The sequence below is a fragment of the Streptomyces sp. genome (assembly GCF_019510245.1).
Lineage (GTDB): Bacteria > Actinomycetota > Actinomycetes > Streptomycetales > Streptomycetaceae > Streptomyces.
In genome coordinates this window covers 1-11,821 of the sequence record NZ_JAEKKT010000274.1, presented here as the reverse complement: position 1 = coordinate 11,821, position 11,821 = coordinate 1, and the positions used below count along the sequence as shown (strand labels likewise).

Here is an 11,821-nt window from a genome sequence, read left to right as displayed (position 1 = left end):
GCCGCATCGCCGCGGGCGGGCAGACGCCACGTCGCGGTGTCCTCCTTGCGGTAACCGATCATGCGGGCGATCAGCAGAGTCACGTCGTCGCGCCGACGCGTGGGCGCCACCGCCGAGACCACGCGCCGTGCGGCCTGGTCCAGGGCGTCCCACGGGTGCACCGAGGACACGGCGTCCGTCAGCCTGTCGATGCCCTCGTCGATTGACAGGCGGGGATCCTCCACCAGGCCGTCGGTGTAGAGGGCGAGCAGCGAGCCCGGGGGCGCACGGAACGCGTGCACGTCGTACGGCTCCCGCAGCGCGAACTCGGCGCCGAGTCCGGGGTGGGGACGTATCGCGACCGGGCCGGCGGGTCCGTCCGGGGGTACCAGGACCGGGGGGAGGTGGCCGGCGCTGGCCACCGCCACGTGGTGGCTGACCGGGTCGTACACGGCGATGCAGCAGGTCGACCCGAGGGCGCTGTAACCGGCCGCCAGCCCGGAATCCGCGTCGTCCAGCAGCGCCACTGTCTCGTCCAGGTGCTCCAGCACCTCGTCGGGCGCCAGCCCCGCCGACAGCAGCGCGCGGGCCTCCATGCTCAGCTGTCCCATGGTCGCCGCGGCGCCCAGCCCGGCAGCAGTCGGCGCTGCAAGGCCAGTACCTGTGTGTGCTCGCGCTGGTGCTGGCGGGCCAGGTCCACGTGGTGGGAGGTCCTGGCCACCAGTTCCTGCAGGTCGAAGAGCTCGCTGTCCGCGAAGGGGCGGTCCGCCCGCCGCCAGACCTCCGCGACACCCAGGACGACGGGCGGCGTGCCGTCCAGGACCAGCGGTATGCACACCACGGCCGCCGCCTGGTCGCCGGGCACCAGGGCACGTACCAGCCAAGGATTGACGAGCACCCGTTCGATCGCTTTTCGGTCGGGTATGACGATGGCCTGCGCGGCATCGTCACGCCGTATGGCCTGCGACAGCAGTCGACTCGCATCGCCGGGAAGGTCGTTGCCCGGGGTCACGTAGCCGTCGGGCCACGCCCGGTCCGGCACCAGGGCCGCCCGCCGCAGCCGGAGGCGCCCCTGCGGCTGCTCGGTGACCGCCTCACCCGTCCACACGGCGAAGTCGAGGTCGACGGCCGTCACGTCACCCCAGGCCAGCAGGGACTCCGCCAGCGACTGCGCGGTCTCGCCGATGTCCAACGAGGTGCCGATCGCGGTCTCGGCGGCGTACAGGTGCAGCCTCCTGGCCATGGCGATCAATGAGACGGTCAGGCCCTCCTGAGGCGCCGCGGCGGCCAGGATGCTCATCGAGACCACCAGCTCCGACCCGTCGCCGCGTCGCAGGCGCTGGACCCGGGCGACGTGCGGCTCACCGGTCTCGAGGACCTGCCGCAGGCGCCTGGTGACCGTCGGTACGTCCGAGGGAGGCAGGAGATCGACGAAAGGGCTCCCGGCCACGGCCTCCACCCCCGCGAAGACCGGGGCGTCCAGATTGGAGCGGGTGATTCTCAGATCCCGGTCCAGATTGACCGCGCCGAGGATTTGCTCCTGACCGGCGGGGGTCGGGTTGTCGGATACGTCCCGACGGGCGGCGCTGTCCCCCTGCGGGTCGGCGGATCCGGCGGCCGCTGCCGCTCCGTCGACTGGCATGTACTGCCCCAAAGCGCTGCTGACCATGTCGAACGGTGACGCAGACGAGGGGGGTGGGGTGGAGTCCATGCGACTCTCTCAGCTTGCTCGCCGACCCCGGCACCACGTCGGAGCCGTACCAGAACCCGGGCGACAGAGTCCCGGGATTCTTGACCGCAAACCTCATTCAATAACACCCGGGGCCGCTACGCCCACACCAGCGGGCCGCACGGTGACGCGGGTGGCAGCCGACGACCAGTCGACGACCGATGTTCCTTCGCAGTCGTTCCATGGTCATCGCCGCTCTGTACCGGCACGCCGTCGAGGCCGAGTCGCATGGAGGCTGCGCACCCTCGGTGCGGGGCGGGCAGACGTCGAACGACAGCGCGGCCCTCGGCGGTCCGGGAGAAGAGCGGATCCCTTCAGGAGGGCGCTGCGGCTGCCGCCCCGGGCGCGAGTACTGCGGTGGACCGCTCCGTCCGCGATCATGTCCGTGGCCGGAACGGAGGTATTCAGTGGCGCGCGGGCTCAAGGGCCCGCACTGGTGCAGGGTGCGCCGTGGGGCTGGCGGATGTTGCGCACGGCCTGGGGTGTGCCGCTGGGCTGCCGACGACGTGCTGGGTGGCCGAGGTGGGAGCGTTCGCGCTGCGCTCGGCCACGGAGCTGCTGCTCAAAGCCGTCGAGCGGTGCCGGGTCGGCTTTGTGCCGCCGGGTTCGCCTTCGCGTATTCCGAGTGGGAGAGGGCCGCTGGTCTCTCGCAGAGCGGGCTAGGCTACTTCGTGCGGCATCGAGACGGGCCCTTGAATCGAGCAGCCGCGCTGTGTAGACGGCCACAAGCAGTGAGCCAGATCCGGTTCTGCTCAACAAAACCACTCGTAGGATGCCTAAATGCCCAAGCCGTTACGGATGAGCCGCCGCACGTGGGTTGGCGTATGGGCGGTGCTGTGCGCGGCCGGTATCGCCGCCACCGTCGCCCTGAACGCCTCTCCCGCGCCTGACCCGCAGCCCGAGAAGCGCGTCAGCGCCGAGTGCGCCGAGTACATCGCGGACATCGAGACGCAGCTGGCCAAGGCGAAGGAGGAAGGCACCGCGGACGACGGCGTGCTGGCATTCACGCGAACCCGGGCTGGAGCGGACGACTGCAGCGATGAAATTCACGATCACTTCAGCGGCGACCGGTGAGCCGCTGCGCCGGGCTCGCCACGATAGCGGGGCTGATCTGCGTCGGTGCCGTGGTCATCATCGCCGGGAGCGCCGCGACGAAACCGGAGCCGCAGCCCACACCCCCGCGGGTGTACTCCTCCTGTCTGGCGGCCGACTCCAAGCCGATGTCTGCGGGCGACGACCCGTGCGGCGGCCGTTGAGCCTGTTCTCTCGCATCGCGGCCTGAGGGCCTTGTGCCTGATTCTGTTCTCCGCGGCAGGGCGCTGAGCTGGTTGCCGGGAGCGAGAACAGTGACTCCGAGGTCCGGGCCGCCCTCGACCGGCACCATCAACAGGTGCGGGAGGCGCTGCAGCACAGCCGTCGCCGCCCAGGTCCAGGAGCAGCTCGAGCCCGGATACCGATGCCGGGGCCGGGCTGGGGCCGATTTTGTGGCCCTGCTCGCCTGCGCGAATCTGCGCTCCTGCGCGAGCGCCGACGCCAGGGAGGCGACAAAGGCCGTGACCGGCGCTTTTGAAGCGCTCCGGGCGGCGTAGCCGGGCAATGTGCACCCTTGGGAGGGGGCCCAGCGAACCCTGCCCATGCCCCCGCGATGGCGGAAATATCCAAGACTCACAGCAACCCCCGCAACAGGATGGCCCCGTTCGGTCAGAACATGACATGCGCGGGGCCGTTGCGTGCGCGGAAAAGCGCCGATGGGGCGAGAGCTCCCGCCGACCGGCCGCCGCCGTCCGGGGAGGGGAAGACGTCATGGGGTTGTTCGGTACATCGGGGAGACGTAAGAGATCGGCAGGGTACCGCGGGTCGTTTCGGAAGGCGCTGACCTTGGGCGCGGGGCTGGCGTTGCTGGCTGCGGGGAGCACGCTCGCGTTGCCCGCGCAGACGGCGGCCGCCGCGCCGAACTACAACGGTGATCCGACGCAGTACTGGAACGGCGTACTGCTGGAGATGTTCCGGCAGGCCGATGGTTCGCAGGGGTCGCCGGGGGAGTTGGCCCGGTCGGCGGCGATGATGAACGCGGCGATCTACGACGGGGAGAGCTCGTACCAGAACACCTTCTACACGATGGCGTACAAGCCCTACCTGTCGGCGCCCAAGTATCCGAACCTCGGTCAGGGGCCCGACGAGGAGGAGCGGATCATCGGGCGGACGGCGTACAACATCCTGCATCACCTGTACCCGAACCAGACCGCGTATCTGGACAAGGTGTTCCAGGACCGGTTCGGAACGCCGCCCACGCAGTTCGACATCATCGACAACGAGATCGTCGGCACGATCTACAACAACATGATCAAGGCCCGCTCCAGCGACGGTTCGGAAAACCAGAGACTGTACAACCTGGACGATGTGCCGGGGGCGTGGCGTCCCACGGGTGAGCCCGGTTGTAGTACCAGCAAGGCGGTGACGCCCTTCTGGGGGCAGGTGAAGCCGTTCACCATGAGTTCCGGGTCCGAGTACCGGCCGACCACGCCGGGCAGCTTCGCGGACTATGCCACGCTGCTTGCCAGTCCGGCGTACGCCTACCAGGTCGAGCAGGTGCGCCTGCTCGGGGGCCGGGGATCCACGCAGCGGACCACCGAGCAGACGGCGATCGCCACGTTCTGGGCCAACGACCTGGGGCCGGATGTCAGCAACAACATCAAGGGCACGTTCAAGCCGCCGGGGCAGCTGCTGGACGCCACGATCCGCATCGCGAAAGCGCGCGACATCAGGAGCAAGTACGAGAACGCGCGGCTGTTCGCGCTGGTGTCGCTGGCGATGGCGGACAGCGCTATCGGTGAGTGGGATGTGAAGTATCTGACGCCGATCGACCTGTGGCGTCCCGTTTCCGCAATCCACAACGGGATCGACCCCTCGTGGCAGCCGCTGTCCGCGGCCCGCGACGGTTCGCCGCTCACACCGTGCTTCCCCGCCTGGGCCTCGGGTCACGCGGCGTTCGCCGGCGCCTGGGCGGCGGTGATGAAGGGGTACTTCGGCAGTGACACCATGACCTTCGAGGTCGCCACGGAGGACCCTGCCTCGCCGCAGAAGAAGCGGACCTTCACCAGCTTCCGCCAGGCCGCCCAGGAAGACGCGGACAGCCGGGTGTATCTGGGGGTGCATTACCCGTGGGACGCGAGCGACGGGCTGAAGCTGGGCGAGGACGTGGCGACGAGGTCAGTGCTGCCGCGGCTGGGACCGGTGGGGTCCTGAGCTTCGTACCCCTCAGTGGCCGGTCAGTACGACACTGGTGACCTGTCCCTCCTCCCGGTCCAGTTGGGCGAAGCCGGCGCCATGGGTGCGTTCGGTGATGAAGCGGGAGGGGGAGCGGCCGGTCATTGCCTTGAAGTCGCGGTTCAGGTGGGCCTGGTCGTAGTAGCCGCAGGCGGCGGCTATCTGGGACAGGGGGAGGTGGGCGTCCAGCAGACGTAGGGCGTGCCGGAAGCGCAGGACGCGGGGTGGCTTTCGGTGACAGGCCGATCTGCTCACGGAAGCGGCGTTCGAGGTGGCGCTCGCTCCAGCCGACGGTGCCCGCCAGCTTCGCCACGGTGGACCCCGTGGCCCTGCCGGACACGAGTTGCCGCCAGGCCCACACCAGACGGTGGGAGACGGGTGGGCCGGTCCGGGCGCGGGAGGTGAGGAAGGTGTCCAGCAGGGTGAAGCGGGCGGCCCACCCGGGGGTCTCGGCGAGTGCCCCGGCAAGGTCGTACGCCGGCCGGCCCAGCAGGTCGGCGAGGTCCACCATGGAGTCGGCCAGCTCGGCCATCGGCGTCCGGAACAGAGTGAACGCGGTCCAGGGCGCCATGACCACCTCGATGCCGTGCGCCCGTCCGTCATGTTCGCCGACGCTGGCCCGGGTGTGCAGTCCGGAGAGCAGCGAGGTGTACGAGGTCCCGGGCTGGCCGCCCTGCCCCGTCTGCCCGACCGGCTGCGCTCTGTTGATCCGTAGTGGGTCACCGAACCCCAGCACCAACGTCACGGACGCGTTGGGCACTTCGAGCCGCCGCCGGGAACGCTCGAACGCCAGCCGGAAACCCCGGTAACTGCGCACCCCGGGCCGCAGCCCGGGATGCGGCAGTTGCGTCACCATCTCGCAGATTCCGTCCGGCCCGGCCAAACGTCGCACAGCGGTCACCCCCGGTCCGTAGGGCCGGCGGTGACGACGTGCGGCCGGCTCGCGCACGGTAGCTCGCTGCCCGGCGCTTTGGGCAGTGCGCTTTTGGGCCACCGTCGCCATTGATCCGACGGAGAACACCGACCTGCGGGGTGGCTTTGTTCACCGGTTTCGACAGCAGTTGTTCAGTGCTTCGGGAGGCACCCGGGCCGCGGCGTCGGTCGGCTGCTGCCGCAACGAGCTTTCGACAGGGACATGAAACGGCCCCGGCAAACCAGCTGTTCACCTCCTCGTCGGACCCTGCTCGGGCGGCACTGGTTGGTGGGAACCGCCAGCCAGCCCGCGCACCGGTCCCCCTCAGCCCGGTCCTCGCCCGCCGGAAGCAGCCGCACCGCGGACCTCGACGACGTCCGGACCGCAGCGGTCCGCGTCGGGGCACGGGCCCGCCATCCTGCAACGCCCCTGCGAGCCCGACCGGCTGACGCGATGGCGCATCATGGCCCCCGCGCGCTCGATCGCCTTGGACTTGGTCGCGCTCGAGACGGCCGCCCACCGAGGTCACCGTGGGCCGCTCCGGCGAGCTCAACGTCTTCGCTTGCCCCACCGATCCCGACCATCCGCATCGCTGGAGCATCACGTAGTTCGTAGGGTCTGCCTGAGGGGCCACAGCCTCATCGGCGTGCGCGGGTGCTGTCGCTTCTCGTGAACATCGAACGGGTTGCGGACCGAAAGGCGGGCAGGTCTCGGTCCTAGCGGCCGGCCGTCGGCGTGGCCGTCGGGTGCCACTCGCGGCGGAGGAGGCCGAAGACCCAGGAGTCGGAGACGTCGCCGTTGACGACGCAGTCCTCGCGGAGGGTGCCTTCGCGGACGAAGCCGAGCTTCTCCAGGACCCGGGCGGACGCCACGTTGCGGGTGTCGGTCTCGGCCTGGACGCGGTTCAGGTCCAGGGTGTCGAACGCCCACCGCAGGACGGCGTGCGCGGTCTCCGTGGCGTAGCCGTGGCCCCACGCGGCGGCGTCGAAGACGTAGCCCAAGGACGCGCTGCGGAAGTCCGGGTTCCAGCTGGTCAGGCCGCACCAGCCGATAAACGCGCCGTCGGAGACGCGGTCGACGGCCACCCGCGCTCCCGTGCCTTCCTCCTCGATCGTCCGGCAGGTCGCGATGAAGCGCTGGGCGCGGGCCGGTTCGGTCCACGGCGGGGAGTCCCAGTAGCGCAGCACGTTGGCGCTGCTGTGCAGCGCGTAGAGCGGGGTCGCGTCGGCTTCGGTGAACGGCCGCAGTCGCAGGCGGGCGGTGTGCAGCTCGGGGGTGGGCAAGGTCATGCGGAGCATCCTGCCGCGTCACGCTCGCCCCCGACCATCGGTTTTATCCGGGGGGTTGGGGGCGCGTACGTCCGCGGTGACGCCGGACGCGCCGGATGGGCGGCGAGTCCGCACTACCGTGCCGGCATGGCGAGCAAACGGCGTCCGTACTGGCGCATCTTCGGGACGCCGACCAGCCTCGTCCTGTACCGGACCCCGGACGGATGGAGGTACGCCGTCCACTTCACCGGGCCGGCCGGCATCGCCGACGGCACTCTCGCTGGTCCTCCGCCCTCGTCCGAGCCGGACATCGCGCAGGCGGCCCTGGTTCAGAAGGCGGAGGAACTCATCCACCGCCGGCTCGACGTCCTGTGGCACGCACCCGATCAACCGGACTGGTGGACCGGCACGGTCACCGTCGCAGGGCCGCTTCCACCTGCCTGAAGCCGGCGCACCGATGCGGTCAGGGCACCAGACCCCAACGGCGTCGGCCACCGCACCCAGCAGCAACCTCTCCGTGCCAGTGCTGCTGTCGAAACCCGTGAAGATTTCGATTCCCTCTCGGGTGGCGGCTGCCTCCCAAACCGGTGTACATCCGCTGCCCGTTCTCGCGGACAGAGCCACGCGGGCGTGGCGCGCAGCCGACTACCGGTGATCAAGGGGAGTTGATCAAGCCGTGCGGGCCGACGACGTGCCCTTTCCCGCCCGGGTCGCATCCGCGCCCCAGCTGGCCAGCAGTCGCAGGGCCTCCGCCGACGGGGAGTTCGGTTCGGCGTGGTAGGTGACCAGCATCTGCTCGTGGGCGTCGGCCTGGTGGAACGACTCGAGGCGGAGATCGAGTTCGCCGACGAGCGGGTGATGCAGGCGCTGGATACCGTGGCACCTCTCCTTGACGTCGTGGGTGGCCCACAGCCGCCTGAACTCCTCGCTCCTCACGGAGAGTTCGCCCACCAGCGCGGACAGCCGGGGGTCGTCCGGATGGGAGCCGGCGTCCATGCGCAGCTGAGAGACGACGTCGCTCGCTTTGTGCTCCCAGTCCACGAACAGGTCGCGGTACTCGGGCCGCAGGAACACCAGCCGCGCCCAGTTCTGCTCCCTCGCCGGCAACTCGGCCCAGTCGCCGAAGACCGCCGCGGCCATCCGGTTCCAGACGAGGATGTCCGAGCGCCGCCCCACGAGGATCGCCGGAACACCGTCCATGGTGTCCAGCAGCGTCCGCAGGGGGCCCCGCACCTGCTGGGCGCGGCCGGCCGGCTTCTTCTTGTGCTGCTTCGGTTTCGCCAGGTGCGTGAGGTGGGCGTGCTCGGCGTCGCTCAGTCTGAGCGCGCGGGCGATGGCGTCGAGGACCTCCGCCGACACGTGCCGTCCGTTGCCCTGTTCCAGCCGCGTGTAATACGCCACCGATACCCCGGCCAGCTGCGCCAGCTCCTCGCGGCGCAGCCCCGGCACCCGCCGGTACCGCCCGTAGTCCGGCAGCCCCACGTCTTCCGGCTTCAGCCGGGCGCGTCGGGTGCGCAGGAACTCGCTGAGCTCGGCACGCGGGTCCAGAGCGCCGGCGACCAGCTCGTGCACCGGTTCGGGGTATTCGTCCATGCCTCGAGTATCCACGGGCGGACGCAAACCTTCCTGACCCAACCAGTGGTAGGCATCGCTCACGTACGCAAAGCCGTGACCTGGGTGGATGCCGGTCCGTCCGGGACGCTCGTCACTGTGCCCGGCTGGAAGACGGCCGGGCCGTGGCCTGGATCAGGAACGGAGTACATCCCATGAGCGCAACACAGGGGATCGAGTCGAGGACGCACCAGAGCGAGACGGCTGCGGAGGTGGTGGGCCGCCTTCGTGCGACGTTCAACACCGGTGTCACCCGCCCACTTCACTGGCGCGTCAGCCAGCTGCAGCGGCTGCGGGCCCTGCTGGTGGAGAACGAGCAGGAGCTGCTCGATGCGCTCTGGGCGGATCTGAGGAAGAACGCCGCCGAGGCGAAAATGCAGGAGATCGACTTCACCGTCGCCGACATCGACGAGGCACTGGCGAACCTCGAGAGCTGGCTTGAGCCCCGCCCGGTGGAGGTTCCTGCCCACTTCGGTCCCACGACCACGGCCTACACCACGTACGACCCGCTCGGCGTCGTCCTGGTCATCGCCCCGTGGAACTTCCCGCTGCACCTTCTCATCGACCCCATCATCGGCGCCCTGGCCGCCGGCAACACCGTGGTGGCCAAGCCGAGCGAAATGTCCGTGCACACCTCGGCGGTCGCTTCCCGCCTGCTGCGCCAGTACTTCGACGCCGACGTCCTCACCGTGGTAGAGGGAGGCGCCGAGGAGACCACGGCCCTGCTGACACAGCGTTTCGACCACATCTTCTACACCGGTAACGGCACGGTAGGCCGGATCGTCATGGCCGCAGCCGCCAAGAACCTCACCCCGGTCACCCTCGAACTCGGAGGGAAGTCACCGGTCTTCGTGGCGCCGTGGACGAGACCGCGAAGCGGCTGGTCGGCGCCAAGTTCGGCAACACGGGCCAGCAGTGCATCGCACCCGACTACGTTCTGGCTGATCCTGCCACCGCCGCCGCACTGGTTCCCGCCCTGCGCGCGGCGGTCGACGCCCAGTTCGGGACCACGCCACAGACCTCAGCCGGCTTCGGCCGGATCATCAACGAGCGGCACTTCGACCGGCTCATCCGTCTGCTGGACTCCGGCCGGGCGGCGGTGGGAGGCCAGCACGACCGCGACGACCTGTACATCGCACCGACCGTGCTGACCGATCTCGACCCCGCGTCACCGGTCATGCAAGAGGAGATCTTCGGCCCGATCCTCGCCGTCGTCGAAGTCGAAGACCTCGACGCCGCCATCGCCTTCATCAACGAACGCGACAAGCCACTCGCGCTCTACGCCTTCACCACCTCCGAGGACACCAAGTCGCGCCTCGTGAATGAGACGTCCTCCGGCGGCGTCGCCTGGGGCCAGCCGGTGATGCAACTGCTCATGCCGGGACTGCCTTTCGGCGGCGTCGGCGAAAGCGGCATGGGCCGCTACCACGGCCGCTACTCCCTGGAGACGTTCAGCCATCTCAAGGCCGTCGCGGACGTGCCGCTCAGCTAGTCTCGCGCTTTCGTGGAGCAGGCTGTCCGAGGGGCGATCGGCCGGCGGAAGTGCCTCAGGCCGGTGAGGATGAGGAGCGCTGAGATCGCGGTTCCCGCCACCGCCCAAAGCGCGTTCCAGGTGAGGGCGTGGATCGGTCCTCTTCGCGGGGGCGCGTCGAGGGAGCCGGTTGCGGCGCGGCCTGCAGACACCGGTCCGTACCGACTCCGGCGGCGGCGCCCATGACTTCGTCGCCTGGCTGATGGCTGATCGTGCGCAAGGAGCGAAACGCCCCTACCCCGGCGGGCAGTTGCGCTTGACCGGCGACGACGCCGACGGCATGCGGCTCTTACCGCGTTCGCCGCCAACACCATCCACACCCCGATCGCGGTCATGGAACCGCGTCACCGTCAGCGGGTATGCGCCTGCCCGAGGACCTCATCCGCCTCCGCCGGGGCAGCGTGTACCCCCTGGGTCGCAGACCTTCATCCCGTTTTCCTCCGTATTACAGAAAGAAAGAAGCCCATGACTGTAAACATTTCAGAAGTTTCGCCCGTTCCGTTGCTTTTCTCGCCCGTTTCCCTCGGGAAGATCGAGCTCGCCAACCGCATCGTCATGGCACCGATGACCCGGGTCCGGGCTGGTTCCTCCGGCATTCCCGGGGACCTGATGGTGGAGTACTACCGGCAGCGGGCGAGCGTCGGAATGATCATCACCGAGGGCGCCTACCCCGACCACGCGTCGCAGGGGTATGTCGGTGAGCCGGGCATCGCCACCGACGAGCAGGCGGCCGGCTGGCAGCGGGTGTTCGCGGCGGTGCACGCTGAGGGCGGCCGCATCGTCCTGCAGATCATGCACGCCGGCCGCGGCACCCACCCCGACATCAACGGCGGCCGCCGCATCCTCGCCCCCAGCGCGATCGCCATCGACAACAAGACGTTCACCGAGAAGGGCGAGCAGCCCTACCCCGTACCGGAAGCGATGACCACCGCAGAGATCCGGGCAGCCCTTAAGGACTTCGTCACCGCGGCCCGCCGGGCCATCGAGGCGGGAGCGGACGGCGTGGAAATCCACGGTGCCAACGGCTACCTGCTGCAGGAGTTCCTCTCCCCGGCGGCCAACCAGCGCACCGACGAGTACGGCGGCTCGCCGCAGAACCGCGCCCGCTTCGTCGTCGAGGTTGTCACGGCGGTCGCCCAGGCCGTCGGTGCGGAGCGGGTCGGACTGCGGATCTCGCCGGAGGTCGACCTCGGGGACGTCTTCGAGACCGACCGGGACGACGTCCTGGCCACCTACGGCACCCTGGTGGACCAACTGCGCCCGCTGGGCCTGGCCTACCTCTCCGTACTGCACGCCGAGCCGGGCGGCGACCTGGTACAGGAGTTGCGGCGGCGCTTCGACGGCAAGCTGATCGTCAACAGCGGCCCCTTCGGGGGGCAGACCACCCGCGAGCAGGCGCTCCAGCAGATCGAGGCCGACCACGCCGACGCCGTGGTCGTGGGCCGGGCCCTCATCGCCAACCCCGACCTGCTCCAGCGCTGGCAGGGTGGCCACCCGGAGAACGAACCACGGCCGGAACTGTT

General features: G+C 69.7%; 7 protein-coding genes and 3 pseudogenes. 6 read left to right on the top strand and 4 right to left on the bottom strand.

All coding sequences use genetic code 11. The features are described from left to right. Positions 1 to 1,690, bottom strand: a pseudogene (locus JF597_RS48655) (SpoIIE family protein phosphatase); the annotation flags it as partial. A 478-nt stretch (positions 1,691 to 2,168) separates the two neighbouring features. Here JF597_RS48655 and JF597_RS48650 point away from each other — a divergent pair. The 3 genes and pseudogenes from JF597_RS48650 to JF597_RS48640 all read left to right on the top strand — a co-directional run. Beyond that, positions 2,169 to 2,426 (top strand): annotated as a pseudogene (locus JF597_RS48650) (DUF1731 domain-containing protein); the annotation flags it as partial. Between the two features lie 62 nt (positions 2,427 to 2,488). Continuing rightward, the gene (locus JF597_RS48645) at positions 2,489 to 2,782 is read left to right on the top strand and encodes a hypothetical protein (protein WP_294012166.1); all 294 of its coding nucleotides are present in this window, start codon (positions 2,489 to 2,491) and stop codon (positions 2,780 to 2,782) included. A gap of 804 nt (positions 2,783 to 3,586) precedes the next feature. Beyond that, complete coding sequence (locus JF597_RS48640; RefSeq protein WP_294012163.1) at positions 3,587 to 4,954, top strand: vanadium-dependent haloperoxidase; 1,368 nt, start codon at positions 3,587 to 3,589, stop codon at positions 4,952 to 4,954. Between the two features lie 12 nt (positions 4,955 to 4,966). Here JF597_RS48640 and JF597_RS48635 read toward each other — a convergent pair whose 3' ends face one another. Both JF597_RS48635 and JF597_RS48630 read right to left on the bottom strand, forming a co-directional pair. Beyond that, complete coding sequence (locus JF597_RS48635; protein ID WP_294012161.1) at positions 4,967 to 5,230, bottom strand: helix-turn-helix domain-containing protein; 264 nt, start codon at positions 5,228 to 5,230, stop codon at positions 4,967 to 4,969. Between the two features lie 1,374 nt (positions 5,231 to 6,604). Next, positions 6,605 to 7,177: a GNAT family protein gene (locus JF597_RS48630; RefSeq protein ID WP_294012158.1), complete on the bottom strand. Its 573-nt coding sequence runs from the start codon at positions 7,175 to 7,177 to the stop codon at positions 6,605 to 6,607. A gap of 126 nt (positions 7,178 to 7,303) precedes the next feature. On the opposite strand from JF597_RS48630, the gene JF597_RS48625 reads away from it, so the two are divergent. After that, positions 7,304 to 7,600, top strand: coding sequence for a hypothetical protein (locus JF597_RS48625; protein WP_294012155.1), 297 nt, complete (start codon positions 7,304 to 7,306; stop codon positions 7,598 to 7,600). Positions 7,601 to 7,825: 225 nt separating this feature from the next. On the opposite strand, the gene JF597_RS48620 is transcribed toward JF597_RS48625, so the two are convergent. Beyond that, the gene (locus JF597_RS48620) at positions 7,826 to 8,749 is read right to left on the bottom strand and encodes a helix-turn-helix transcriptional regulator (protein WP_294012152.1); all 924 of its coding nucleotides are present in this window, start codon (positions 8,747 to 8,749) and stop codon (positions 7,826 to 7,828) included. Between the two features lie 173 nt (positions 8,750 to 8,922). On the opposite strand from JF597_RS48620, the pseudogene JF597_RS48615 reads away from it, so the two are divergent. After that, a pseudogene (locus JF597_RS48615) lies at positions 8,923 to 10,259 on the top strand (aldehyde dehydrogenase family protein). A gap of 594 nt (positions 10,260 to 10,853) precedes the next feature. Further along, positions 10,854 to 11,821 (top strand): alkene reductase (locus JF597_RS48610; protein WP_294012150.1); only part of this gene is annotated, 968 nt, incomplete at its 3' end.